General features: G+C 64.5%; 26 protein-coding genes. 12 read left to right on the forward strand and 14 right to left on the reverse strand.

The features are described 5' to 3' along the window. Positions 1-91 precede the first annotated feature (91 nt). Complete coding sequence (fadD2, locus tag CCOS865_RS19340; RefSeq protein WP_119143778.1) at positions 92-1,780, reverse strand: long-chain-fatty-acid--CoA ligase FadD2; 1,689 nt, start codon at positions 1,778-1,780, stop codon at positions 92-94. Between the two features lie 203 nt (positions 1,781-1,983). On the opposite strand from fadD2, the gene CCOS865_RS19345 reads away from it, so the two are divergent. Both CCOS865_RS19345 and CCOS865_RS19350 read left to right on the forward strand, forming a co-directional pair. Continuing rightward, positions 1,984-2,928, forward strand: coding sequence for an alpha/beta hydrolase (locus CCOS865_RS19345; protein WP_119143780.1), 945 nt, complete (start codon positions 1,984-1,986; stop codon positions 2,926-2,928). Between the two features lie 33 nt (positions 2,929-2,961). Further along, complete coding sequence (locus CCOS865_RS19350; protein WP_119143782.1) at positions 2,962-3,432, forward strand: MaoC family dehydratase; 471 nt, start codon at positions 2,962-2,964, stop codon at positions 3,430-3,432. 148 nt (positions 3,433-3,580) lie between these two features. On the opposite strand, the gene CCOS865_RS19355 is transcribed toward CCOS865_RS19350, so the two are convergent. The 7 genes from CCOS865_RS19355 to CCOS865_RS19385 all read right to left on the reverse strand — a co-directional run bounded on the left by CCOS865_RS19355 (position 3,581) and on the right by CCOS865_RS19385 (position 8,405). Next, the gene (locus tag CCOS865_RS19355) at positions 3,581-4,813 is read right to left on the reverse strand and encodes an RNA polymerase sigma factor (protein WP_119143784.1); all 1,233 of its coding nucleotides are present in this window, start codon (positions 4,811-4,813) and stop codon (positions 3,581-3,583) included. Next, positions 4,813-5,304, reverse strand: a complete 492-nt coding sequence (locus tag CCOS865_RS19360) for an SRPBCC family protein (protein WP_119143786.1) — start codon at positions 5,302-5,304, stop codon at positions 4,813-4,815. The genes CCOS865_RS19355 and CCOS865_RS19360 overlap by 1 nt, the downstream gene beginning before the upstream one ends. 18 nt (positions 5,305-5,322) lie before the next feature. Continuing rightward, complete coding sequence (locus CCOS865_RS19365) at positions 5,323-5,667, reverse strand: YciI family protein (RefSeq protein WP_119143788.1); 345 nt, start codon at positions 5,665-5,667, stop codon at positions 5,323-5,325. 57 nt (positions 5,668-5,724) lie between these two features. Further along, positions 5,725-6,150 carry a YybH family protein gene (locus tag CCOS865_RS19370; protein ID WP_119143790.1) on the reverse strand — a complete coding sequence of 142 codons (426 nt, stop codon included), beginning with the start codon at positions 6,148-6,150 and terminating at the stop codon, positions 5,725-5,727. A 154-nt stretch (positions 6,151-6,304) separates the two neighbouring features. Then, positions 6,305-6,949, reverse strand: a complete 645-nt coding sequence (locus CCOS865_RS19375) for a LysE family translocator (protein WP_119143792.1) — start codon at positions 6,947-6,949, stop codon at positions 6,305-6,307. 85 nt (positions 6,950-7,034) lie between these two features. After that, positions 7,035-7,367 carry a type II toxin-antitoxin system HicB family antitoxin gene (locus CCOS865_RS19380; RefSeq protein ID WP_119143794.1) on the reverse strand — a complete coding sequence of 111 codons (333 nt, stop codon included), beginning with the start codon at positions 7,365-7,367 and terminating at the stop codon, positions 7,035-7,037. Positions 7,368-7,439: 72 nt separating this feature from the next. Continuing rightward, positions 7,440-8,405: a threonine dehydratase gene (locus tag CCOS865_RS19385; protein WP_119143796.1), complete on the reverse strand. Its 966-nt coding sequence runs from the start codon at positions 8,403-8,405 to the stop codon at positions 7,440-7,442. A 76-nt stretch (positions 8,406-8,481) separates the two neighbouring features. Here CCOS865_RS19385 and CCOS865_RS19390 point away from each other — a divergent pair, with 76 nt between their 5' ends. After that, the gene (locus tag CCOS865_RS19390) at positions 8,482-9,843 is read left to right on the forward strand and encodes an aminotransferase-like domain-containing protein (RefSeq protein WP_244216140.1); all 1,362 of its coding nucleotides are present in this window, start codon (positions 8,482-8,484) and stop codon (positions 9,841-9,843) included. Here the strand turns inward: CCOS865_RS19390 and CCOS865_RS19395 are convergent, their stop codons facing one another. Further along, entirely contained in the window at positions 9,844-10,101 is a 258-nt protein-coding gene (locus CCOS865_RS19395) for a DUF2790 domain-containing protein (protein ID WP_119143798.1), read from the reverse strand. 485 nt (positions 10,102-10,586) lie between these two features. Between CCOS865_RS19395 and CCOS865_RS19400 the strand changes: the two genes are divergently transcribed. Then, entirely contained in the window at positions 10,587-10,955 is a 369-nt protein-coding gene (locus tag CCOS865_RS19400; RefSeq protein ID WP_415842572.1) for a GNAT family N-acetyltransferase, read from the forward strand. On the opposite strand, the gene def is transcribed toward CCOS865_RS19400, so the two are convergent. The 3 genes from def to CCOS865_RS19415 form a co-directional block, all read right to left on the reverse strand. Then, positions 10,910-11,446, reverse strand: a complete 537-nt coding sequence (def, locus tag CCOS865_RS19405) for a peptide deformylase (protein WP_119143802.1) — start codon at positions 11,444-11,446, stop codon at positions 10,910-10,912. The genes CCOS865_RS19400 and def overlap by 46 nt on opposite strands. Continuing rightward, positions 11,446-12,402: a YihY/virulence factor BrkB family protein gene (locus tag CCOS865_RS19410; RefSeq protein ID WP_119143804.1), complete on the reverse strand. Its 957-nt coding sequence runs from the start codon at positions 12,400-12,402 to the stop codon at positions 11,446-11,448. Before CCOS865_RS19410 ends, def begins: the two co-directional genes overlap by 1 nt. 164 nt (positions 12,403-12,566) lie before the next feature. Beyond that, positions 12,567-12,746: a CsbD family protein gene (locus CCOS865_RS19415; RefSeq protein ID WP_119143806.1), complete on the reverse strand. Its 180-nt coding sequence runs from the start codon at positions 12,744-12,746 to the stop codon at positions 12,567-12,569. A 243-nt stretch (positions 12,747-12,989) separates the two neighbouring features. Between CCOS865_RS19415 and CCOS865_RS19420 the strand changes: the two genes are divergently transcribed. Both CCOS865_RS19420 and CCOS865_RS19425 read left to right on the forward strand, forming a co-directional pair. Next, positions 12,990-14,462: a right-handed parallel beta-helix repeat-containing protein gene (locus CCOS865_RS19420; RefSeq protein ID WP_119143808.1), complete on the forward strand. Its 1,473-nt coding sequence runs from the start codon at positions 12,990-12,992 to the stop codon at positions 14,460-14,462. A gap of 253 nt (positions 14,463-14,715) precedes the next feature. Continuing rightward, the gene (locus CCOS865_RS19425; protein ID WP_119143810.1) at positions 14,716-15,096 is read left to right on the forward strand and encodes a hypothetical protein; all 381 of its coding nucleotides are present in this window, start codon (positions 14,716-14,718) and stop codon (positions 15,094-15,096) included. Here CCOS865_RS19425 and CCOS865_RS19430 read toward each other — a convergent pair whose 3' ends face one another. Next, positions 15,097-15,933, reverse strand: coding sequence for a CvfB family protein (locus CCOS865_RS19430; RefSeq protein WP_119143812.1), 837 nt, complete (start codon positions 15,931-15,933; stop codon positions 15,097-15,099). A 130-nt stretch (positions 15,934-16,063) separates the two neighbouring features. On the opposite strand from CCOS865_RS19430, the gene CCOS865_RS19435 reads away from it, so the two are divergent. Continuing rightward, entirely contained in the window at positions 16,064-16,933 is an 870-nt protein-coding gene (locus CCOS865_RS19435; protein ID WP_119143814.1) for a DUF6279 family lipoprotein, read from the forward strand. Positions 16,934-16,939: 6 nt separating this feature from the next. On the opposite strand, the gene aceK is transcribed toward CCOS865_RS19435, so the two are convergent. Continuing rightward, complete coding sequence (gene aceK / locus CCOS865_RS19440; protein ID WP_119143816.1) at positions 16,940-18,655, reverse strand: bifunctional isocitrate dehydrogenase kinase/phosphatase; 1,716 nt, start codon at positions 18,653-18,655, stop codon at positions 16,940-16,942. A gap of 165 nt (positions 18,656-18,820) precedes the next feature. On the opposite strand from aceK, the gene CCOS865_RS19445 reads away from it, so the two are divergent. The 5 genes from CCOS865_RS19445 to CCOS865_RS19465 all read left to right on the forward strand — a co-directional run bounded on the left by CCOS865_RS19445 (position 18,821) and on the right by CCOS865_RS19465 (position 23,469). Next, positions 18,821-19,705, forward strand: a complete 885-nt coding sequence (locus tag CCOS865_RS19445) for a DMT family transporter (RefSeq protein ID WP_119143818.1) — start codon at positions 18,821-18,823, stop codon at positions 19,703-19,705. Between the two features lie 308 nt (positions 19,706-20,013). Continuing rightward, entirely contained in the window at positions 20,014-20,865 is an 852-nt protein-coding gene (locus tag CCOS865_RS19450) for an ABC transporter ATP-binding protein (RefSeq protein WP_119143820.1), read from the forward strand. A gap of 33 nt (positions 20,866-20,898) precedes the next feature. Next, positions 20,899-21,900: an ABC transporter substrate-binding protein gene (locus CCOS865_RS19455; RefSeq protein ID WP_119143822.1), complete on the forward strand. Its 1,002-nt coding sequence runs from the start codon at positions 20,899-20,901 to the stop codon at positions 21,898-21,900. Between the two features lie 28 nt (positions 21,901-21,928). Continuing rightward, a complete protein-coding gene (locus tag CCOS865_RS19460) occupies positions 21,929-22,705 on the forward strand; it encodes an ABC transporter permease (RefSeq protein WP_119143824.1) in 777 nt (258 codons plus the stop codon). Beyond that, positions 22,702-23,469 (forward strand): SDR family oxidoreductase, encoded by a 768-nt coding sequence (locus tag CCOS865_RS19465; RefSeq protein WP_119143826.1) that lies wholly within the window; start codon positions 22,702-22,704, stop codon positions 23,467-23,469. Before CCOS865_RS19460 ends, CCOS865_RS19465 begins: the two co-directional genes overlap by 4 nt. Positions 23,470-23,481: the final 12 nt, after the last annotated feature.

Raw genomic sequence — 23,481 nt, forward strand, 5'->3', positions numbered from 1 at the left:
TCATTTTTAGAGTTTTAACTTTAATCCCCCTTCTGCACGCCTGGAACAGCAGGCCAAAGCGCTCCGCGAGCGCCCTGGCTTGCCGCTGCCCTCACGCGATGTCGCGCAGTTCGCGGCGCAGGATCTTGCCGACCGGGGTCATGGGCAGCGAGTCGCGCAGCACGATGTGCTTGGGCACCTTGTAGCCGGTGAAGTTGGCCTTGCAATAAGCCTTCAGCTCCTCGACGCTCACCCCGCCCTCGCGCGGCACGACGAACAGCTTCACCGCCTCCCCCGAACGCTCGTCAGGCACGCCGATCGCCGCGCAGTTGGCCACCTGCGGGTGGCCCATGATCACGTCTTCGATTTCATTGGGGTACACGTTGAAGCCCGAGACGATGATCATGTCCTTCTTGCGATCGACGATGCGGGTGAAGCCATCGGGGTCGATCACCGCGATATCACCCGTCTTGAACCAGCCCTCGGCGTCCAGCGCCTGGGCAGTCGCCTCGGGCTGCTGCCAGTAGCCCTTCATGACCTGCGGCCCCTTGATGCACAGCTCACCGCGCTCGCCCAGGGCCAGCTCGTTGCCGTCGTCGTCGATCACCTTGAACGCCGTGCCCGCCACCGGAATACCCACGGTACCGATCCGCGCCAGCGCGCCATAGGGGTTGGTGCTGGCTACCGGGGAGGTCTCGGTCAGCCCGTAGCCTTCCACGATACGACAGCCCGTGAGGCTCTCCCAACGCTCGGCGGTGGCCTTGACCAGCGCGGTGCCGCCCGAGTTGGTGACCTTCAGCGCTGAGAAATCCAGCGACTTGAAGCCCGGGTGATCCATCAACGCGACGAACAGGGTATTGAGGCCGATCAGCGCCGAGAAGCGCCACTTGCCGAGCTCCTTGATAAAGCCGGAAATATCCCGCGGGTTGGTGATCAGCACGTTGTGGTTGCCGGTGACCATCATGCACATGCAGTTCGCCGTAAACGCATAGATGTGGTAGAGCGGCAGCGGCGCGATCATCACCTCCTGGCCGTCCTTGAGCAGCTTCTGCCCGTCTGGCCCGTGCTGGGAGAAGCACGCCAGCACCTGCAGCATGTTCGCCACCAGGTTGGCGTGGGTGAGCATCGCGCCCTTGGCCAGGCCGGTGGTGCCGCCGGTGTACTGCAGCACGGCGATGTCGTCGAGGTTCAGTTCCACCGGCTTGTGCGTCAGGCCCCTGCCCTCGCGCAGCACCTGCTTGAAGGATATCGCCTGCGGCAGGTGATAGGCCGGGACCATCTTCTTCACCTTGTCGACCAGGGTGTTGACCAGCCAGCCCTTGGCGGTCGGCAGCAGGTCGCCCATCTTCGCCTCGATCAGGTAGTCGATGCCGGTCTCGGGCAGCACCTCCTGGACGCGCTTGCCGAACATGTTGAGGTAGACCAGCGCGCGAACCCCGGAGTCCTTGAACTGGTGGCGCATCTCGCGCTCGGTGTACAGCGGGTTGGTGTTGACCACGATCAGGCCGGCGCGCAGCGCGCCGAACACGGCGATCGGATACTGCAGGACATTGGGCATCTGCACCGCGATGCGATCACCCGGCTTCAGGTCAGTGTGCTGCTGCAGCCAGGCGGCAAACGCCGCCGAGTGCCGCTCGAGCTCGGCGTAACTGAGGGTCACGCCGAGGTTGCTGAAGGCCGGGCGGTCGGCAAAGCGCTTGCAGGAGCGCTCGAACACCTCGACCACCGAGCGATAGGCATGGATATCGATGGTTGAAGGCACGCCCGCCGGGCGCTTGTCATTCCAGAAGTCGGCTTGCATTTATTGTTGTTCCTCTTTGCCTGGAGCGTCCTTGACCTGATTGCCAATCGGCAAAAAGGGGTTCAGCCGACGTTAGCAGGTAACCCGGAGGTGGCAAACACGCCAATGGCCGCCATTAACATCGTGAATCTTATTTGTGCCCTTCCTGCAATCTCGCGGATTGTGCATACACTGTCTGCGAACCTGCGCGCAAAGGACCCGCCATGCCCCATGACGCCTTCTGGCTGCCCGCCAGCGAGCATTGCAGCCTGTATGTCCACCAGTGGTTGCCGAGCACCCCGGTCAAGGCCGTGGTGCTGCTGGCCCACGGCATGGCCGAGCACGCCGGGCGCTACCAGCGCCTCGGCCACGCCCTCAGCGATGCCGGCTTTGCGCTGATCGGTGCCGACCAGCGCGGGCATGGCCGCACCGCCGAGCTGGGCCGCCTCGGCCTGTTTGCCCGCCAGCATGGCTGGAATGCCGTGGTCAACGACCTTGGCCTGCTCAGCCAGCACATCGGCCAGACCTTTCCGGCGACGCCGGTGTTCCTGTTCGGCCACAGCATGGGCAGCTACATCGCCCAGGCGTACCTGCTGCACCACAGCGCCAGCGTCCAGGGGGCGATTCTCAGTGGCTCGAATTTCCAGCCGCCCGCGCTGTACCGGGCGGCGGCGGCGATCGCCCGGGTCGAAGCCTGGCGCCAGGGCGCACTGGGCAAGAGCGCGCTGATCGAATGGCTGTCGTTCGGCACGTTCAACAACGCCTTCAAGCCGACCCGCACCGCGTTCGACTGGCTGAGCCGCGACCCGGCCGAGGTCGACAAGTACATCGCCGACCCGCTGTGCGGCTTTCGCTGCAGCAACCAGTTGTGGCTCGACCTGCTGCAGGGCCTGGCGCAGATCAGCCGGCCGCACAACCTTGCGCAGATCGATCCGAACCTGCCGATGCTGGTAATCGGCGGCGAATGTGATCCGGTGAGTGCCGGCAAGCGTCTCACCCATCTGGCCGCCGCCCTGAGCGCGACCGGCAACCGCAATGTGCAGCTGCGCCTGTATCCGCAGGCACGCCATGAGCTGCTCAACGAAACCAATCGCGACGAGGTCTGCGCCGATATCCTCGGCTGGCTCGAGCAGGCGCTGGCCCTTGGCCGCCCTGCCCGCAGTGAATGATAGGCACGCCCGTCCGCCAATAAGGAAGCCCTGATGACCCAGGTCACCAACACCCCCTACGAAGCCCTCGAAGTGGGCCAGACCGCCACATTCGAGAAGTCCGTGGAAGAACGCGATATCCAGCTGTTCGCCGCGATGTCGGGTGACCACAACCCGGTGCACCTGGACGCCGAGTTTGCCGCCAAGAGCATGTTCCGCGAGCGTATTGCCCATGGCATGTTCAGCGGCGCGCTGATCAGTGCCGCCGTGGCCTGCACCCTGCCGGGCCCGGGCACCATCTACCTGGGCCAGCAGATGAGCTTCCAGAAGCCGGTGAAGATCGGCGACACCCTGACCGTGCGCCTGGAAGTGCTGGAAAAGCTGCCCAAGTTCAAGGTGCGTATCGCCACCAACGTGTTCAACCAGAACGGTGAGCAGGTAGTCGCGGGTGAGGCCGAGATCCTGGCACCGCGCAAGCAGCAGACCGTTGAACTGGTGTCGCCGCCGAACTTCGTCGCCAGCTGAGTCCTGCAGCAGCAGGCCCGACCTCATCGCGGGGCAAGTCGCACCGCCGCTCCCACAGGTTTGACGTAGTGCTCAACATTTGGGTAACGCGAGGATCCTGTGGGAGCGGGCTTGCCCCGCGAAGAGGCCACAGCTGACACCCAGCAAATCATCCCAACTCACCAAGCCGTCGTTCGATGTGCCGCCGCTCAGGCCCCTGCCGGGTCAGCGCCAGCGCCTGTCGCCAAGCCTCACTTGCCTGCTCGACCCGCCCCAACTGCCCCAGCAGCTCGCCCCTGGCAGCATGGGCCAGGTGATAATCAAGCAACTCCCCTCGCGCCAAAATCGCTTCAACCGCCGCCAACCCCACCTGCGCCCCATCCCGCTTGGCCAACGCCACCGCCCGGTTGAGTTCGACCACCGGCGAAGGCCAGTGCCGCTGCAACAGGTCATACAGCCCAACGATCTCTGCCCAGTCGGTCTCCTCGGCCCGCGCCGCCTCGGCATGCACCGCCGCAATCGCCGCCTGCACGCTGTACATCCCCAGCTGACCACTGCGCAGCGCCTGCTGCACCAGCTGACACCCCTCGGCGATCTGCGGGTGATGCCACAACGTGCGGTCCTGCTGGTCGAGCAACACCAACTCGCCCTCGGCATCGGTGCGCGCGCGTTGACGCGAAGCCTGCAGCAGCATCAGCGCCAACAACCCCAGCACCTCTGGGTCGGGCAACAACTGGGCGAGCAGACGCCCCAGGCGGATGGCCTCGTCGCACAGTTCGGCCTGCACCAGGTCCTCGCCCGAAGACGCCGAATAGCCTTCGTTGAACACCAGGTAGATCACCCGCAACACGCTTTCCAGGCGCTCCGGCAACTCGGCCAGCTCCGGCACTTGGTAGGGAATTCGCGCATCGCGAATCTTCGCCTTGGCGCGGACGATGCGCTGAGCGATGGTCGCCGGGCTTTGCAGGAAGGCGCGCGCGATCTGTTCAGTGGTCAGGTCGCAGACTTCGCGCAGGGTCAGCGGCACCTGGGCATCGGCCGCCAGCGCCGGGTGGCAGCAGGTGAAGATCAGCCGCAGGCGGTCGTCGCTCAACAGTTCCTCCTCACTCGGGTCACCGCCCTCACTGTCCAGCAGCATGATCAGGTCCGCCTGGGAACGGTCGAAGCGCGCCCGCCGGCGCAACGCGTCAATCGCCTTGAAGCGACCCGCGGATACCAGCCAGGCGCGCGGATTGGCGGGGACACCATCACGCTGCCAACGCTCCACGGCGATGAAGAAGGCGTCGTGCATGGCTTCCTCGGCCAGGTCGAAATCGCCCAGCAGGCGGATCAAGGTGGCCAGGATCCGCCGCGAGTCACGCCGGTAGACCGCCTCCACCTGCTCGCGCAACGCCGCCGGCATCAGTCGGGCATCCGCTGGGTGACCACCTCCACGAGGCGGTCCAGGCTCTCGCCCCAGCCCTGATGAAAGCCCATTTCTTCATGGGCGCGGCAATCGCTGGCGCTCCAGTGCCAGGCACGGGCGGTGTAGCGGGTCTTGCCGTGTTCTTCGTCGAAGGTCACCACGGCGGTCATGAAAGGCTTGTCTGACGGCACCCAACCCGGCTTGAAGGCATCGGTGAATACCAGCCGGCGCGGTGCGGCGATCTCCAGGAACACCCCCTGGTTGTTGTATTCGGTGCCGTCAGGGGCACGCATCAGGGTGCGGAACAGGCCGCCGACCCACAGTTGCATTTCGCATTCCGGGGTGGTCATGCCGTGGGGTCCCCACCACTGCATGAGCCACTCGGGCTCGCTCCAGGCGCGAAATACCTTGGCCGGCGGGGCGTCGATCAGTCGACTGATGGACAGTTCATGCTGCGCCGGTCCGTGGCCAGGTTGAGCGAGGGTCATTATTGTCGTGCTCCGCAGTCAGGGTTGCAGTTCGCGTACCGGGCGCACCTCGACACTGCCAACCCGCGCGGCGGGAATGCCCTTGGCAATGTTCAGCGCTTCGTTGAGATCGCGCGCATCGACCAGGTAAAACCCGGCCAGCTGCTCCTTGGTCTCGGCGAAGGGCCCGTCGGTGAGGCTCATGCGGCCTGCCCGCACGCGTACGGTGGTGGCTGTCTGCACCGACTTGAGCGCCTCGGCCGCGAGCATGCGGCCGGAGCCGTGCAGCGATTCGGCGTACGCCATGCACTCGGCGTCGGCGGGGCTCTCCGGCAAGCTGTGCAGCAGCCCTTCGTCACAATAGACCAGGCACAGGTATTTCATGGTCGTCTCCAGCGCTTGCGCACAGTGCGTTTGGCGATAAACCGGGGGGTTTTCAGCTCAGGGCTTGAGGTCGAACAGAGCCTTCTGGGTTTCCATGTCGAACGGCGCCGACCAATGCTCGTGGATGACCTGCCAGTGCCCGGCCGAACGCCGGTAGCCGACGGTAGCGCGCATGAAGCCGCATTGGCTGTCATCGTCCGCCGGGCCGCAACGGTTGAGCCAGTGGGCCAGGCCGAGGTCGCCCTCGGCGTGCACGGTCAGTTGTTCCATCTCGAAGACCATCGGCCCGGTGCACATGCCCATGCACATCTGCCAATGCTCGCGGTAAACGGCCTTGCCCTTGAATTGCAGGGCCTTGATGGCGTCGAAGGCGACGATGTCGTCCGCATAAGGGGCGACGATGGCGTCCACGTCGCGCTCGCGCACGGCCTGCATCCAGGTATCGATCAGTTGACGGAGCTCGGTTTCGGCTGAGGTGTTCATCGGTCGATTCTCGGCAACATGGCGCAGGTGTGTCCTACGCCTTCATTACTGGTCGAACGACACGCTGAGGAATCGACACACGCAGAGAAATAATCTGTGGATGTCGGACGTGTGGGCTAGCCGACAGCACCGGCCACGCACACCTGTTAGCCGGTTACAACGCCGGTGTGGCGAGGATGAACTCGCGGTAGCCGGACACGATCACGTAGACCGCGAAGTAACAGAAGATCGCCGCCGACAGCACATACGACCAGGTCAGCAAGCGGTCCCCCAACAGCCGCCCGCCATGGCTGGCGATACCGCAGATGCCCGCGCACCAGACCAACCCTGCGGCAAAGAAACCGCTCAAGAACAGCCCTGCCTCGAGCAGGCTACCGCCGCCGGAGCGAGAGATCAGCACGCCACCGACCGCAGCGAACCAGAGAATCGCGGTGGGCGAAGACATCGCCAGAAAGATCCCGCGCAAGAACTCGCGCCATGCCGACTCGACCACCACCTCGGCCTGGGCATCCACGTGCCCACCCCGCCAGGCGGCCAGCATCATCTTCAGCGCAAACCACACCAGCAGCGCCGAGCCCCCTAGCCACAAGGTCCAGCGCACGGTCTCGAACTGCAGCAGCACGGTCATACCGGCCAATGCTGCAACCGCATAGAGCAAATCCCCCACACAGGTCCCCAACCCCAGCCAGAAACCCTGGAGGAAGCCACGCTGCATGGCCAGGGTGATCATGGCGATATTGGCAATACCGATATCCAGGCACAGGGACAAGCTGAGGAGAAAACCGTTGGAAAAGGGCATGGGGTCTCATTAGCAACGACGGAGAAGGACAGCCCATTATCATGCCAGAGCCGTAACCCTCTGTACTGCAAGAGATTGCCGTCTATTAGGCCATCGCAGCCTGTTCGAATACTTCATCAGCCCATTGATTCAAGCTCTTGCCCGCAGCCCGAGCGGCAACACTCGCAGCGGCGTGTACTTCGGGACGTATACGCAGCATGACCTTGCCTGAAGCCGGTTTTTCGGGCGTTACGCCCCGCTCGGCGCAGTCCGCCAGGTAGTCGTCCAGTGCCCCGCGAAATGCCTCATGCAACTCGGGCACCGAACTGGCGTGAAAACTGATGATGTCGCGCATGCCCAGCACCCGGCCGACAAAAATATCATCGCGCTCGTCGTACTCGACACGGGCGGCATAGCCTTTGTAACGCATGCAACTCATATCCGCACTCCTGCCCGAAAGGTATCGGGGGATGCTATCAAATTTAGATAGCACCAGCGGCCCGATATCCATTCAGAATTTTTCAGCCCCGGTCAAAACCCGCGCATACCGATCGCGGTCCACATTGGCCCCGCTGAGCACCACCGCCACACGCTTGCCCGCCTGCCGCTCGCGCTCTTGTAGCAGCGCCGCCAAGCCGGCGGCGCCCGCGCCCTCGGCGGTATTGTGGGTGGTTTCGTGGTACAGGCGCATGGCCGCGGCGATCTCTTCATCGGTGACCCGGACGATGCGCGCGGCATGCTCGCGGATCAGCGCGAACGCATCCGGATGCGGCATGCGGCAGGCCATGCCGTCGGCAAAGGTCTCGGCCGTGGCGGTGGTGACGATGCGGCCTTGCTCGAAGCTCTGCGCGTAGGCATCGGCGGCGCTGGACACCACGCCGACGATTTCGGTGTTCAGGCCGAGCAGGTTGCGCGCCTGGATCAGCCCGCAAATGCCCGAACCCATGCCGATCGGCACGTACACGCAGTCGAGGTCGGCCACCGCTTCGAACAACTCCAGGGCATACGTCGCCACGCCGCGCACCAGCTCCGGGTGGAACGCTGGCACCATGTCGTAGCCCAGCGCCTGCGCCAGGCGCGCCGCGTGCTCACGGGCCACGTCGAAGTCCGCGCCGTGCTCGATCAACTCGGCACCGAGGGCGCGCATAGCGGCGTTCTTTTCTCGCGAGTTGCCCTCGGGCACCACGATCACCAGGGGGATGCCCGCCTGGCGCGCAGCGAGCGCCATGCTCTGGCCGTGATTACCCCGGGTAGCGGTCACCAACCCGCGCGGTGGGTGGCCGCTGGCGAGCAACGAACGCACGTAGACCAGCCCGCCACGCACCTTGAATGCCCCGGTGGGCGCGTGGTTCTCGTGCTTGACCCACAGCTGGCAACCCGCCCGTTCGGCGAGCAGCGGCCAGGCGTGCTGGGCAGTGGCAGACATGTGCTGGTGGACAAACGCGGCGGCTTCGCGCAGGGCTGGCAGGTCGAACATGGCGATCATCCTTCATCGGTCAGAGGTTGATCCGATCCTAGGCGCGGGGCATTGTATGGGTAAATCGTTATATTGCATGGGTAGCAATTTCGTGTGGATTCCTCAGCTCAGTGACAACGGCCAACCGCGCTATCTTGCCTTGGTCGAGGCGATCGCCGAGGCCATCGAGTGCGGCGACCTGAAAGTCGGCGAGCGGCTGCCGCCGCAGCGACGCCTGGCCTGGGCGCTCGGGCTGAATCCCAGCACCACCCAACAGGCTTATCGCGAGGCCGCCGCCCGCCACCTGGTCGCCGGTGCGGTCGGGCGCGGCACCTATGTACTGGCGGGGAGCAAAGAGGCGACGCTGTTTCGCCTCAAGCGGTATGACCTGCCAAGCCAGGTGATCGACCTGTCGACCAACGTGCCCGTGATCGATCCGCACAACCACGACCTGCAGGACAGCTTGCGCACCTTGCTCGATCAAAGCGAATTGGCCCTGCTCGAGCAGTATCTGGGCCCTGAGCAACTGCTGCTGGGCCGCTTGCAGGGCGCGCGCTGGCTGGCCAACCGCGGCCTGACCCTGGCGCCGGACGAACTGCTGCTCTGCGGTGGCGCCCAGCAGGCGCTGGGCAGCGTGTTGCAGTCGCTGTGCCAGGACGGCGAGGCGGTGATGGTCGAGGCGTTGACCGCGCCCGGGATCAAGGCGGCCTGCCGCCAGTTGCGCCTGCCGGTACACGGCGTGGCGCTGGACCAGCACGGCCTGCGACCGGACGAACTGGACCGCGTCGCGCGTGCCAGTGGCGCACGCGTGCTGGTCATCACGCCGACCCTGCACAACCCGACCGGCAGCTGCATGGATGCGGCGAGGCGCCAGGCGATTGCCGAGGTAGCCAAGCGCCATCAACTCCTGGTGATCGAGGATGACGTGTATGGCGCGCTGACCGACCAGCCTCCCCTGTACCCGCTGCTGGACGGTCAGGGCATTCTCATCAGCAGCCTGTCGAAGACCGTCGCGGCGGGCCTGCGCCTGGGTTGGATCGTCGCCCGGCCAGCCCTGCTGGCGCAGATCGACCCGCACACCCAGGCCACGCACTGGCCGGTTTCGCCGTTGAACCTGCGCATTGCCTGCCAGTGGATCGAGGACGGCACGGCGGCCCGCCGGCTGGCCTGGAACCGCGCAGAAACCGCCGAGCGCTGGCGCCTGGCGCGCAGCCTGCTGGGCGATGCGCTGTTGAGCGGCGGCCAAGCATCGCCGCACGTCTGGGTAGCAACCCCTGAGAGCGCGCAAACGCTGGCCAGGGAGTGCCGCGAACGCGGGGTCGAAGTGGTGCCGGCAAGTGTCTTCGCCATTGGCGTCGAGGAAGTCCGGGCGGTACGCATCAGCCTGTCGGCGGCCACCAGTCGAGTACAGCTGAAACAAGGGCTGGAGGCCGTGCGACAAGCCTTGGGGCTGGGCTGATCAGCCCTGGCCGCAGCCTTCACCCATGGCCCGGTACTGCAGGGTGTGGATTTGGCCCTGGTGGTCTTCGTAGGTCATGGTGGCGGGCACCACCTCGCAGACATTGGGGAGGGTCGACAGGCTGATCACACGCTTGATATCGAGGTTGGTGGAGTAGTCATATTGCATGACGTGGGGCTGGCTCGAGACAGGCTGGACCTCATTGGCGAGGGCGAGCGAAGACATCCCGGCCAATGCAAGAATCATAAGTGCTTTCATGGTGTGTGGCCTTCAAGGCAATCACGCTGATCGATTGACTTCAATATGCCGTCAATGGCGCGGAGAAGTTGTCATCAACTGCGAGATGACACGAAGTACCGTTCCCGCTTTGTCGTACTGCTGGAGGGAATGAGTGAAATTTTACGCCTGGCCTGGAATAGTTGAACCCCGCACTCGGACAATCACCCTTGCGGGATTTGCAACAATCTGCGACAAAGCGCGCGAACCGAATTGACTGCAACAGCGGGGCTAGAGCCACCCGCTGCTGTTGTCAGATCCGGCCCTTTCGCGGGGCAAGCCCGCTCCCACAGGTTCACTGCCTTCCTTGAGATGCGTGGAGAACCTGTGGGAGCGGGCTTGCCCCGCGAAAGGGCCAGCACTGACACCACCCCACCGGAACAACCATGCCCGACCTTGAAATCAGCCCGCTGAGCGGCCTGCAACGCCGCCTGCTGGAGCACTTCTACCGCCAGCAAGGCTCGCGCATGCGCCCCGCCGCCGACGGCGAGCTGTGGGTGGCACGCGCCGAGGGCGTTATTGCCGGCCTGAGCCTCAGCCCGGTCGCCCATGGCCACTGGCTCACCGGCCTGCTGGTCGACCCACAATGGCGCGGCCGCGGCGTCGCCGGGCAGCTGATCGAAGCCGCACTGGCCGCGACCCATGGCCCGACCTGGCTGTTCTGCCACCCGGACCTCGAAGCCTTCTACCAGCGCCTGGCCTTCAGCCCTGCCGATTCACTGCCCGACGCCCTGGCCATGCGCCTGGCGCGTTACCAGCGGAGCAAACGCCTGATGGCGCTGGTCCGCGATCAATCGTCGCCGACATCCAGCCCAGGGAACAGCACGTCGGTATAGCCGAACCGAGCGAAATCCTGAATCCGCGAGGGGTACAGCCGGCCGATCAGGTGGTCGCATTCGTGCTGCACCACGCGGGCATGGAAGCCGTCGGCAAAGCGGTTGATCGGATTGCCCTGGGGGTCGATCCCCGAATAGCTGATGTGCTTGTAGCGCGCAACCACACCGCGCAGGCCAGGCACCGACAGGCAGCCCTCCCAGCCCTCCTCGACCTCGGTCGCCAGCGGCGTGATCAGCGGGTTGAGCAGAATGGTCTGCGGCACCGGCTCGGCATCCGGGTAGCGCTCGCTGCGCTCGAAGCCGAAGATCACCAGTTGCAGGTCGACGCCAATCTGCGGTGCGGCCAGGCCGACGCCGCCGACGTGGTGCATGGTCTCGAACATGTCGTCGATCAGCTGCTGCAGCTCGGCGCTGCCGATCATGTGTTCAGGTACCGGTGGGGCGATGCGCAGCAGGCGCTCGTCGCCCATCTTGAGGATGTCTCGGATCATCAGGGGTTCGGCTCACTGGTCTGGGGTTCGGCGGCGGCCGGGTGCTCATGGCCGAGCACGGTGATGGTCTCCTGCGGCTTGTTGCCGTCGAAATCCTTCTCGCCGGGGTTCTTGCCCTCCGCCGACATGTGCTCGATCACCGCGTTCATCTCGGCGCCGAGCAAGAGTACGGCGGCGGAAATGTAGAAGTACAGCAACAGCACGATGATTGCACCGATGCTGCCATACATGGCGTTGTAGTCGGCAAAGGTCTTGACGTAGTAACCAAACCCCAGCGAAGCGATGATCCACACCACCACGGCCAGCACCGAGCCCGGGGTGATGAAGCGAAATTTCTGTTTGACGTCAGGCATGACGTAATAGATCAGCGCGACCGCCACCATCATCAGGATGATGATCGCCGGCCAGCGCAGGATGGTCCACAGCGTGACGATGAACTCCTGCATGCCGATCTGCGCGGCGATCCACTCCATCACCTGCGGGCCAAGCACCATCAGGGCCGCGGCGGCCAGGAGCATGCCGGCGATGCCGATGGTGTAGAAGATCGACAGCGGAATGCGCTTCCACACGGGACGCCCCTCGGGCACGTCGTAGGCGGCGTTCATCGCGCTCATCATCAACCGCACACCGGCCGAGGCGGTCCACAGGGCGATCACGATACCCACCGAGAGCAAGCCACCCTTGGACTGCTGCAACTGGTCGATCACCGGATTGACCTGCTCCAGCGCCTGGGGCGGCAACACCAGCTCCGACTGCAGGCGCAGCCAGGAGAAAAAGTCCGGGAGATGCAAGAAACCGATCAGGGCAATCAGGAACAACAGGAACGGGAACAGCGAAAACAGCATCTGGTAGGCCAGTGCCGACGCATAGGTGGACATCTCGTCATCGAGAAACTCGCTGACGGTGCGCACCAGCACACGGTGCAGGGGGAGGCCCTGCAGGGCAGGTAAAATCATAGCGTCTCCTTTCGCCGCTCGATCAACTGGGTGCAGGCCGGCTTGCCGGGCAGGCCTTGTTCAATGCATGCAGTCTAATAGACCACGCGCGGGCCGTTGCATCCCATCGCCCCACTAAAGAAAACGGCCGCCAGCAGGCAGCCGTTTTCCTACACGGCAATCGATCAAGGCTTCTTCACGGCATCCTTGACCTTGCCCACTGCCTGCTGGGCTTCACCTTTGACCTCTTGGGCCTTGCCCTCGGCGCGCAGCTTGTCGTTGTCGGTGACCTTGCCAACACCTTGCTTGATGTTGCCCACCGCTTCGTTGGCCAAACCTTTAGCTTTGTCTTTGGTGCCACTCATGGGGAAATCTCCTTGAGGCAAAGACACGAGAAAACGTGTCGACATACGGATCGACTGCTGCCGGTTGTCGAGAGTTTCAATTGATTTGCAGAGCGTTCGCTCAACGGCATTCAGCGTGCGAATATCGCCCCGAATCGCTCCCTGGCGCTGCGCAAGCTGCCAACGCTTGCCTAGAATCGCTGCCAACGTCCGCCCAACGAAGGTGGCCCTGATAACAACAACAGCTTTCGGAACCCCGCACCCATGCGCCTAATGCCTGTGCTGGCAGCCCTGCTGCCGCTGCTCCCGTTGACCGCCATCGCCACGCCCCAGCCCGCCACCGAGACCTTGCAGGTCAACCGCTACGCCGACGACGGCGAGCCCGGCAGCCTGCGCTGGGCGATCGAGACCAACAACCAGAACCCCGGCCACTACCAGATCGACATCGCCGCGATCGGCCAGCCGCCGTATGTCATCCGCCCAACCCGCGCACTCCCTGACATCAAAGGCCCGGTGCGCATCACCGGCCAGTCCTGGGCACGCGACGGGCAATACATCGCCATCGACGGCTCGGGCTACATCAAGGACCAGGGCGTGCGCACCTGCCCCGGCGCCCTGCCCGGCCAGTTCGGCACCAACGTACGCACCACCACCCACCCCGGGCTGGTCCTGCGCGATACCCAAGGCGTGCACATCAGCGGGCTTGAGGTGCGCAACTTCTGCATCGGCATCCTGGTCAACCGCGCCAGCGCCAACGTCATCGAAGACAACCGCATCATCGCCAACAAGGGCGGTGCGGGGATCATGCTCACCGGCGACGACGGTGCCGGCAACCCGACCGCCACCACCACCAATAACAACAAGGTCCTGCGCAACCAGCTGATCGACAATGGCGATGGCCTCGAGCTGACCCGCGGCGCGGCGTTCAACCTGGTGGCCGACAACCTGTTCCGCTCGACCGCAGCCAACCCGGAGCCCTCGCAAGGCATCGAGATCCTGCTCGGCAACGACAACAGCGTGGTGCGCAACCGCTTCGAGAACTACTCCGACGGCCTGCAGATCAACTGGGGCAAGCGCAACTACCTGGGTGCCAATACCTTCAGCGGCAACTCGATCGGCGTCAGCATCACCGGCGAGGGCAACATCCTCGATGGCAACCTGATCCACGGCAACCGCATCGGCGTGGCCGTGCGCGCCGAGCCGGACATCACCCGTACGCGCCTGACCGCTAACCGCATCTGGGGTAACAGCCAGGACATTCGCCGCTGCGAGGCGGGCGGATCGTGCGTGCCGGATCAACGTACCGGGGCGATCATCTTCGGCGTGCCGGCCCAGGCACACGCGTTGTACGTGGGCTCGCGCGGGGTCGGGGCGGAGCTTGCGAAAAAGGACCAGGCGATCATCTGCGACGCCAAGGGCGAGCCAAAGCCGTGCCTGCCGCTGCCTAACCACAACCAGCAACCGCCACAGCTGACGGCCCTCGAGCAAAACACCTTGCGCGGCGAAGTGCAGGGGCCGGCGTCGAGCCTGTTGCGCATCGAGCTGTTCGGCAATGCCGCGGCGCAGGCCAGTGAAGCCGAGCAATACCTGGGGGAGGTGCTGGTGAACAGCGACGAGCACGGCAAGGCACGGTTTGCCCAGCTGCTGGAGAACGCGGCAGGGTTGAACAGCTTTACGGCGACGGTGACTACCGCCGACGGGGCGACCTCGGAGTTGAGCCAGCCGCTGCGGCGCTGATGCATCCAGGGGCCGCTGTGCGGCCCTTCGCGGGTAAACCCGCTCCCACAGGGATAGCGCTGATCTGAAGGTTTGCGCGGTCCCTGTGGGAGCGGGTTTACCCGCGAAAGCGTCAGCACAGGCAGCAAATTCGCTAACTGACTGGCATTGGGGCTTACCTGCTATGAAGTCGGCACCGATGGCAAACCTTGCTCGCCCGAGCGCCACCCCGCACAATGTCGGGTCATCCAAGCGTCAACCCGCAGGAACCTGCATGAAACTCGACAAACCCAGCGCCATCGCGCGGCGCAACCTAGCGCTGGCCAAGCCGGTGCTCAACAGCGACAACTCTCTGTTCGCCATCCTCGACAGCAAACGCAACCTGTGGTGGTTCGACGTGCCGGTGGGGCTGCTGCGCAAAGGTCAGCCCGACTGGGTCAACCTGCTGCTGCACACCCCCGAGTCCGACGAGCTGCAGCACCTCAAGGTGCCGATCAACTTCCTGCGCGCGCATCAAGAGCAGATGGAAGTGCGCAAGCCCGGCAAGCGCCGCTCGACCATCAGCCTGGCGCTGAGCGCCGACCGCGACTCGCTGCTGCGCGACACCCGCCCAGGCGGCGAGCAGCTGGACTTCCGCACCTTCGTTCAGCCCTGATCAGGCGCGTTCGATACGGTCGTCATGGATGACGATCAAGCCCGCCTTGAACAACGCACCAATGGCCTTCTTGAAGTTGCCCTTGCTGACGTTGAACATCTTGCTGATCACCTGCGGATCGCTCTTGTCACACACCGCCAGGGTCCCGCCTTCGGCGTCCAGGCGCGTCATGATCTGCTCTTGCAGGGTATCGGCCAGCGCCTGACCGACCGGCTGCAGGCTCAAGGCGAGCTTGCCGTCGTGGCGCACTTCCTTGATGAAGCCTTTCTCGTGCATGCCCGACCGCAGGAACTTGAACACTTCGTTCTTGTGGATCAAGCCCCAGTGGCGATTGTTGATGATCGCCTTGAAGCCCATGTCGGTCTCGTCGCACACCAGCAGCTCGACCGGCTGGCCCGCGGTGTACTGCGCCGGGGTAAGGTCCAGGTAGCGGTCCAGGCGCGCGGTGGCGGTGATACGACGGGTGCGTTTGTCCAGGTAGGCATGGACCACGCAATAGTCGCCGATCTTCAGCGAACGCTTTTCTTCCGAGTAAGGCATCAGCAAGTCTTTGCTCAGGCCCCAGTCGAGGAAGATGCCGGCACCGTTGATGTCCTTGACCTTCAGGCTGGCGAACTCGCCGACCTGGACCTTGGGCTTCTCGGTGGTGGCGATCAGCTGGTCTTCGCTGTCCAGGTAGATGAACACGTTGAGCCAGTCGTCGAGCTCGGTGGGCGTGTCCTTGGGGATGTAACGCCGAGGCAGGAGAATCTCGCCGTCCGCGCCGCCATCCAGGTAGAGGCCGAATTCAACGTGTTTGACGATTTGCAGACTGTTGTAACGCCCAAGTAGAGCCATTTGCGATGTTCCTCAAGACAAGGCGGCTATTCTACACCTGAACCCGCCGCGTCGCCCGCCTGCGGGTTCGAGGGAACCGCCAGGGTGCCCTTGCGTCTACTCCCTGGCAAGCCTCTGCAAGGATCCGCTCATGCCTGTGTGCCTCAGCAACGCCCTGCGCTGCAGCCTTGTCGCCGTCGTCTGCGCCCTGACGCTGGCGGCCTGCAGCCGTATCGACCTGGCCTACCGCAACCTCGACACGCTGGTGCCGTGGTCGCTGGGCGACTACCTGGACATGAACCGCGAGCAGAAGAGCTGGCTCGACCAACGGTTGCAGCAGCACCTGGCGTGGCACTGCAAGACCCAGTTGCCGGGCTACCTCGACTGGCTCGACCAGATGCGCGCCATGGTCGCCAACGATCAGGTCAGCGACCAGGCCTTGCAGCAGCGTACCGCCGAAGCGCGCCAGGCGATCAGCCGGGTGACCGAAGCGATCACGCCGTCGGCCACCGAGCTGCTGCGCGGCATGGATGACCAGCAAGTGGGCGAGATGCGCCAGGCGTTTCGTCAGGACATCCAGGAGCGCCAGGCCAAATACGTCGAAACGCCACTGCCCAAGCAGATCCAGAACCGCGCCACGCGCATGGAAAAACGCCTGAAACCCTGGCTCGGCGAACTCAATGCCGCGCAACGCCTGCGGGTGATGACCTGGTCGCAGGCACTCGGCGACCAGAACCGCCAGTGGATCGCCAACCGCGCGCACTGGCAGCAGCAACTGATGTTGGCCATGGACCAGCGCGCCACACCGAGCTTCGAGCCGCGCCTGGCGCAGCTGCTGCAACGCAAGGAGACCCTGTGGACGCCGGAGTATCGCCTGGCATTCCAGAATACCGAGCAGCAGGCACGCAGCCTGTTGGTGGACCTGATCAAGGACAGCAGCCCAGCACAGCGCCAGTTCCTCCAGGAGCGCCTGGCCAAGGTGCGCACCAGCTTCAGCGAGCTCAAGTGCCTGAAGAGTTGAGCCGCCTCAGCGCGCCTTGCGTCGATAGGGAAACACGTCGATGACCTTGCCGCTCTCGATTGCCGCCTGCAGGCCCTTCCAGTAATCGGCGTCGTACAACTCGCCGTGCAAGCGGCTGAACAACTTGCGCTGGCCGATATCGGCAAACAGGAACGGCGGAAACTCCTCGGGGAACACATCGTGCGCGCCAATCGAGTACCACGGCTCCCCGGACATCTCGTCCTCCGGGTAGCGCGGCGGCGGGATATGGCGGAAGTTCACCTCGGTCAAAAAGCAGATCTCGTCATAGTCGTAGAACACCACCCGACCATGCCGGGTAACGCCGAAGTTCTTCAGCAGCATGTCACCGGGGAAGATATTCGCCGCCGCCAGTTGCTTGATCGCCTGGCCGTAGTCTTCCAGCGCCTCGCCCACCTGGGCCTCGCTGGCCTGCTCCAGGTACAGGTTGAGCGGGGTCATGCGGCGCTCGGTCCAGCAATGGCGGATCAGCACCGTCTCGTCCTCCAGCGCCACGGTCGACGGCGCCACCTCCAGCAACTCGGCCAGGCATTCGGGCTCGAACTTGTCCCGTGGAAAGCGAAAATCGGCAAACTCCTGGGTATCGGCCAGGCGCCCGACCCGGTCGACGCTTTTCACCAGGCGGTACTTGTCGATCACCGTGGCGCGGTCGACGGTCTTCGACGGTGCGAAGCGGTCCTTGATGATCTTGAACACGGTATTGAAACCCGGCAGGGTAAACACGCTCATGACCATGCCGCGCACCCCGGGCGCCATGATGAAGCGGTCATCGGTGCTGGCCAGGTGGTTGATCAGCGCCCGGTAGAACTCCGACTTGCCGTGTTTATAAAAGCCGATCGAGGTATACAGCTCGGCGATGTGCTTGCCCGGCAGGATCCGCTTTAGAAAGTTGACGAACTCCGCCGGCACCGCCACATCGACCATGAAGTACGAACGGGTGAACGAGAAGATGATCGACACCTCGGCCTCGTCGGTGATCAAGCCATCGACCTCGATGCCATGGCCCTCGCGGTGCAGCAGCGGGATCACCAGCGGCCACTGTTCATCCTGGGTGAACAGGCGGCCGACCAGGTAGGCACCCTTGTTGCGGTACAGCACCGGCGAGAACAGCTCGACGACCAGCGCCGGGTCCTTGCACACCCAGTCGGGCAGGCACTCGCGCAGCTGCTCCTCGAGCCGGCGCAGGTCAGCCTCGAGGTCACCGTACGGCACGCTGAACGGGTAATCGGCAAAGATCGCCCCCAGCAGCCCCTTGAGGTTGCCGTCGAGTGGATAGGTGCGGGTTTGCGCAGCGCGCACATGGCTGCGCATGGCCGGCCGGGTGGTATGGATGAACATGCAGCCGTCGCTGATCAGGTCGTGGCTGAACAGGCTGCAGAACAGCGAGTTGTACCAGGTCTCGGACAGTTCATCGTCCAGCCGCGGGTCGATCAGGCGAATGTAGGCGCTCTTGACCAGCGGCCACTGCTCGACGTCGAGCAGCACAGCGGCGGCAAACCCCTCGCGCAACCAGCCATTGACCTCGCTGACCTTCTCTTCGTAGAGGGTGATGCGCGCGCCGGCGGCACGCTGGATCTCCTGCCACTGCGCCTGCTCGAAGCGCTCGCGGGCACCCAGGGTGATGCCGCGAAAGTGCTCGCGGTAGCTGTCGAAGCCATCGAGGATCATCCGGGCGATCTCGGTCGCCGGCCAGGACTGGGTCATACAAGAGCCTCTGCGCGGGGTTCAAGGGCTCAGCTTAGTAGCGCCTGGCGTTTTTGGTGAATTCCAGCGCCTCGCGAGAGGCCTTCAAAGACAGAGCAAGAAAGCACAAGAACCCCCCACCCCGGTGACGTACACTCGCGCCCTGCCCTGTTACCGGAGTCCGTTGTGAGCCCCATCGCCCTTGCCCGCCTGTTGACCCTTGCCGCCGTCTGGGGCGCGAGTTTTCTGTTCATGCGCATCATCGCCCCTGAGCTTGGCACCGTGCCGACCGCGTTCTTCCGGGTGTCGATCGCCTGCCTGGGGCTGGTCGCGATCGTCGCCGCCGCACGGGTACGCTGGGACTTCAACGGCAAGCTCGGCGCCTGCCTGTTGCTGGGCATGATCAACTCGGGGATCCCGGCGACCTTCTATTCGGTGGCGGCGCAGGTGCTGCCGGCCGGTTATTCGGCGATCTTCAATGCCACCACGCCATTGATGGGCGTGCTGATCGGCGCGCTGTTCTTCCGCGAGCCAATGACCGCCAGCAAGCTGTGCGGGATCTTCCTCGGCCTGTTCGGCGTCGGCATCCTCAGCGGCGCGGGGCCGGTGGCGCTGGACCTGGCCCTGCTGCAAGGCGCTTTGGCCTGCCTCGCGGCGACCACCTGCTACGGCTTTGCCGGTTACCTTGCGCGGCGCTGGGTCAGTGGGCTGGACAGCCGGCTGTCGGCACTGGGCAGCATGCTCGGCGCGACCCTGATGCTGACGCCGCTGTTCGCCTGGAGCGCACTGACCCAGCCACCGGCCAGCTGGGGCGGCTGGCAGGTGTGGCTGTCGCTGCTGGGCCTGGGCCTGCTGTGCACGGCGTTTGCCTACATCCTGTACTTCCGCCTGCTGGCCGAGATCGGCCCGGTCAAGGCCAGTACCGTGACCTTCATGATCCCGGTGTTCGGAGTGCTGTGGGGGGCCTGGCTGCTGGATGAGTCGCTGTCCATGGGGCATCTGTACGGCGGGCTGCTGATTGGCGCGGCGTTGTGGTTGGTGCTCAAGCCCGCGCGAGTGACTTCACCCTAATCGCCCACCCCACGGGGCCGCTGTGCGGCCCCCCGCTCCACCCTGGTTTCACCTGTGAAACCGCCCCCTCCTGCGTTACCTCAAACGCACAATCGCCTCGCACGAAACCCTTCGACTGCGCAGTTCCTGTGCATTTCCGTGCCATATAGAAAACCATGTTTCATATATAAAACAATAGGAAAAACAACCAAACTTCCTAACTAATTAATAAATAACCACTTTTCAATAAAATAAGAAATTTCCTACAACTGGCATTGTTCATGCACTAAACGGCGTATCACCTATAAAACAGACCAGAGACCTCTCCCATGGCTGTGAAAGAGATGTACGCAATCGCCCCGCAGTGGAATGCCGCGCACCCCAAGGACGATCAGGCCCCAACGGAAATCGAATTCCGCCAGGTCGGCAAAGCCTTCCCCGCCAAGGGCCAGACCGAGGCGCCGTTCGCCATCCGTGACGTCAACTTCAAGATCCGCCGCGGTGAAGTGGTGTCCATCATCGGCCCTTCCGGCTGTGGCAAGAGCACCATCCTGAACATGGGCTCGGGCCTTTACCGCCCCACCGAAGGCGAGGTGCTGGTCAGCGGCGAGGCGGTCAACGGCCCGGTGTCCAAGGTCGCCTTCATGCTGCAGAAAGACCTGCTCATGCCCTGGCGCAGCATCCGCCGCAACGTCGAGTTGGGCCTGGAGATCCAGGGCATGCCCGCCGCGCAGCGCAAGGTGATTGCAGAAGGTCTGCTCGATCGCTGCCACCTGCAAGGCTTTGCCGACCACTACCCGTTCCAGCTGTCGGGCGGCATGCGCCAGCGCGCTGCACTGGCCCGCACCCTGGCGATCGACCCGCAGGTGCTGTTTCTCGACGAGCCGTTCTCGGCCCTCGATGCGCAGACCAAGATGATCCTCCAGCAAGACCTCGCGCAGATGCTCTTCCAGGAAAAGAAGACCGCGCTGTTCATCACCCATGACCTGGTCGAGGCCATCGCCCTGTCCGACCGCCTGCTGGTGATGAGTGCACGCCCCGGCACCATCATCGAAGAAATCCAGATCGACCTGCCGCATCGCGACAACCCGCTGGAACGCCGCAAGCTGCCGGAAATCGGCCCGCTTGCCGGCCGCCTGATGGATCTGCTCAAGGTCGGCGAAGACCTCGACCTGCACTGACCGACGCCACCCCTCATCGTTTCGGGAGTTAGCATGTTCAGCACACACTTCAAGCGCGTGGCACACAGCGCCGTGGCCGCCCTCGCCCTCAGCCTGGCCGTTACGGCCCAGGCCGAGCCGACCAAGGTCACCTACCTGCTGCCCGCACCGCCCAGCCTGCCGGCGTTCGCGCCGTGGATCATCGCCAAGGAAAAGGGCTACTACCAGGCCGAAGGCCTCGACCTGACGTTCATTGCCGCCAAGGGCGGGGTCGATGTGGCCAAGCAGATCGGCGCTGGCAACGCGCTGGTCGGCGGCGCCATCGGCGACACACCGATCATTGTCCGCCCCAACGGCATCCCGGTGCGCACCGTGGCCGTACTCGGCGGCGGCGGGGTGACCATGATCGCCACCAATGCCAGCGAAAACATCCGTTCGATCAGCCAGCTCAAAGGCAAGACGCTGACCGTGATGTCGTACTCCGACACCACCTACTACGCGTTGCTCGCCTCCTTGCGCAAGGCCGGCCTGAGCAAGGACGACGTCGACATCCAGGCTGCTGGCCCGTCGGGCGTCTGGCAGCTGTTTTCGGCGAATAAGGCGCAAGCCATGGCCGGCGTACCGGACTGGGTGATCAACGCCGAGGACGCCGGCCTCAAGTACGACCTGATCCCTCGCGAGCAAGTCTTCGAAAGCATGGCCCAGGCGATCCTTGCCTCCGACGACGCCATCGAAAACCACCCGCAGATCGTCCGCGGCGTGGTCCAGGCCACCCTGCGCGGCCTGCAGGACATCATCGACGACCCCAAGGCCGCCGCCGCCACCTTCGCCCGTGCGGTACCGGCCTATGCCGACAAGCAAGCGTCGCTGGAGAAGACCCTGCGCCTCTACGTCGAGCATGTCTATGCCGGCCAGCCGGTGCTTGGCCGCATCGACCCGGCGCGCCTGGACGCCGTGCGCGCGTTCTATGTCAGCGAACGCATCGTGCCCCGCGACACCCCGCTCGACGAGCTCTACAGCAACCAGTTCATCGAAACCCCGACCGCGGCCAAGTGACGCCCGGACATAACAAGGTAACCGCCCGATGAGAAACCTCAATCCGTCCATGCTCGGCAGCCTCGCCCTGCTGGCCCTGTTCCTGGTGCTCTGGCAATGGGGCCCGGGGCTGGTCGGCATGCCCGAGTTCGTCATGCCGCAACTGAGCCGGGTTGCCCAGGAAAGCCTGCTCATGTGGCAGTCCGGCAACCTGCTCGAGCACACCCTGATCACCGCCTTCGAGATCATCGTCGGCTTTGCCCTCGGCGCCCTGCTGGGGGTCGCCATCGGCGTCTCGCTGGGACTCTCGCCGTCGGCCGAGGCCATGCTCTCGCCGTACATCCTGGCCCTGCAGATCGCCCCCAAGGTGGCCTTTGCACCGCTGTTCGTGATGTGGCTCGGCTACACCATCTACCCGAAGATCCTCATCGCCATCCTGATCGTGTTCTTCCCGGTGATGATCAACGTGCTCTCGGCGATCCGCACGGTCGACCCGGACATGATCAACCTGGTGCGCACCATGAACGCCAGCCGCTGGCAGATCTTCCGCCTGGTGGAGTTCCCCTCGGCGATGGCCGCGCTGTTCTCCGGCCTGCGCATCGCCTCGACCCTGGCGGTGATCGGGGTCACCGTCGGCGAGCTGGTCGGCGGCAACCAGGGCCTGGGCTTCCTGCTGGTGGACGCCGAAGGCCAAGGCAACACCGCCGGGGTATTCGTCGCCATCGTCATGCTCACCCTGATCGGCGTGCTCGCCTACGGCGCGGTGGTCTGGGCCGAGAAGCGCGTTCTCCACTACCTGCCCAAAGCCATGCTGAGTACTCAATGATGACTGCCTTCAACAACCTCCTCGAAGGCCGCCGGGTGCTGGTCACCGGTGGCGCCCGTGGCCTCGGCTACGCCTTCGCCCAGGCCATCGCCCAGGCCGGGGCCCGCGTGGTGATCGCCGATGTACTGGCCGGCCGCGTGCAACAGGCCGCCTGCGAACTGAGCGAGCTGGGCCTGGATGTCAGCGGGGTGACCCTCGACCTGGCCAGCCCCGAGTCGATCGACGCCTGCATGGAGCGCACCTTGATGCGCCTGGGCGGCCTCGACGGCCTGGTCAACAACGCCTCGATCACCAATTCCGGCGGCAAGAGCTGCGAAGAGCTGGACATCGAGACCTGGGACCAGGTCATGCAAGTCAACGTCCGCGGCACCTGGCTGATGACCCGCGCGGCCCTGCCCGCGCTGCGTGAAAGCGGCCGCGGCGCGGTCATCAACCTGGCCTCCGACACCCCGCTGTGGGGCGCGCCGAACCTGCTCGCGTATGTCGCCAGCAAGGGCGCGGTGATCGCCATGACCCGCAGCCTGGCGCGCGAACTGGGCAACGCCAACATCACCGTCAACGCCATCGCCCCTGGCCTGGTGCTGGTCGAAGCCACCGCCTATGTGCCCGAGGCGCGCCACCGCCTGTACACCGAACAACGCGCGATCCAGCGCCCACAACTGCCCGATGACGTCAGTGGCGCGGTGCTGTTCGCCCTGTCCGACCTGTCGCGCTTCATCACTGGACAAACCCTGCCGGTCAACGGCGGGTTCGTCATGCCCTGAGCAAGGAGACCG

Source organism: Pseudomonas reidholzensis (assembly GCF_900536025.1).
Lineage (GTDB): Bacteria > Pseudomonadota > Gammaproteobacteria > Pseudomonadales > Pseudomonadaceae > Aquipseudomonas > Aquipseudomonas reidholzensis.

Excerpts from the sequence above, each read along its gene's own strand:
- fadD2 (WP_119143778.1), bottom strand. The coding sequence starts at position 1,780 with ATGCAAGCCGACTTCTGGAATGACAAGCGCCCGGCGGGCGTGCCTTCA.
- CCOS865_RS19345 (WP_119143780.1), top strand. The coding sequence starts at position 1,984 with ATGCCCCATGACGCCTTCTGGCTGCCCGCCAGCGAGCATTGCAGCCTG.
- CCOS865_RS19350 (WP_119143782.1), top strand. The coding sequence starts at position 2,962 with ATGACCCAGGTCACCAACACCCCCTACGAAGCCCTCGAAGTGGGCCAG.
- CCOS865_RS19355 (WP_119143784.1), bottom strand. The coding sequence starts at position 4,813 with ATGCCGGCGGCGTTGCGCGAGCAGGTGGAGGCGGTCTACCGGCGTGAC.
- CCOS865_RS19360 (WP_119143786.1), bottom strand. The coding sequence starts at position 5,304 with ATGACCCTCGCTCAACCTGGCCACGGACCGGCGCAGCATGAACTGTCC.
- CCOS865_RS19365 (WP_119143788.1), bottom strand. The coding sequence starts at position 5,667 with ATGAAATACCTGTGCCTGGTCTATTGTGACGAAGGGCTGCTGCACAGC.
- CCOS865_RS19370 (WP_119143790.1), bottom strand. The coding sequence starts at position 6,150 with ATGAACACCTCAGCCGAAACCGAGCTCCGTCAACTGATCGATACCTGG.
- CCOS865_RS19375 (WP_119143792.1), bottom strand. The coding sequence starts at position 6,949 with ATGCCCTTTTCCAACGGTTTTCTCCTCAGCTTGTCCCTGTGCCTGGAT.
- CCOS865_RS19380 (WP_119143794.1), bottom strand. The coding sequence starts at position 7,367 with ATGAGTTGCATGCGTTACAAAGGCTATGCCGCCCGTGTCGAGTACGAC.
- CCOS865_RS19385 (WP_119143796.1), bottom strand. The coding sequence starts at position 8,405 with ATGTTCGACCTGCCAGCCCTGCGCGAAGCCGCCGCGTTTGTCCACCAG.
- CCOS865_RS19390 (WP_244216140.1), top strand. The coding sequence starts at position 8,482 with ATGGGTAGCAATTTCGTGTGGATTCCTCAGCTCAGTGACAACGGCCAA.
- CCOS865_RS19395 (WP_119143798.1), bottom strand. The coding sequence starts at position 10,101 with ATGAAAGCACTTATGATTCTTGCATTGGCCGGGATGTCTTCGCTCGCC.
- CCOS865_RS19400 (WP_415842572.1), top strand. The coding sequence starts at position 10,587 with ATGCGCCCCGCCGCCGACGGCGAGCTGTGGGTGGCACGCGCCGAGGGC.
- def (WP_119143802.1), bottom strand. The coding sequence starts at position 11,446 with ATGATCCGAGACATCCTCAAGATGGGCGACGAGCGCCTGCTGCGCATC.
- CCOS865_RS19410 (WP_119143804.1), bottom strand. The coding sequence starts at position 12,402 with ATGATTTTACCTGCCCTGCAGGGCCTCCCCCTGCACCGTGTGCTGGTG.
- CCOS865_RS19415 (WP_119143806.1), bottom strand. The coding sequence starts at position 12,746 with ATGAGTGGCACCAAAGACAAAGCTAAAGGTTTGGCCAACGAAGCGGTG.
- CCOS865_RS19420 (WP_119143808.1), top strand. The coding sequence starts at position 12,990 with ATGCGCCTAATGCCTGTGCTGGCAGCCCTGCTGCCGCTGCTCCCGTTG.
- CCOS865_RS19425 (WP_119143810.1), top strand. The coding sequence starts at position 14,716 with ATGAAACTCGACAAACCCAGCGCCATCGCGCGGCGCAACCTAGCGCTG.
- CCOS865_RS19430 (WP_119143812.1), bottom strand. The coding sequence starts at position 15,933 with ATGGCTCTACTTGGGCGTTACAACAGTCTGCAAATCGTCAAACACGTT.
- CCOS865_RS19435 (WP_119143814.1), top strand. The coding sequence starts at position 16,064 with ATGCCTGTGTGCCTCAGCAACGCCCTGCGCTGCAGCCTTGTCGCCGTC.
- aceK (WP_119143816.1), bottom strand. The coding sequence starts at position 18,655 with ATGACCCAGTCCTGGCCGGCGACCGAGATCGCCCGGATGATCCTCGAT.
- CCOS865_RS19450 (WP_119143820.1), top strand. The coding sequence starts at position 20,014 with ATGGCTGTGAAAGAGATGTACGCAATCGCCCCGCAGTGGAATGCCGCG.
- CCOS865_RS19455 (WP_119143822.1), top strand. The coding sequence starts at position 20,899 with ATGTTCAGCACACACTTCAAGCGCGTGGCACACAGCGCCGTGGCCGCC.
- CCOS865_RS19460 (WP_119143824.1), top strand. The coding sequence starts at position 21,929 with ATGAGAAACCTCAATCCGTCCATGCTCGGCAGCCTCGCCCTGCTGGCC.
- CCOS865_RS19465 (WP_119143826.1), top strand. The coding sequence starts at position 22,702 with ATGATGACTGCCTTCAACAACCTCCTCGAAGGCCGCCGGGTGCTGGTC.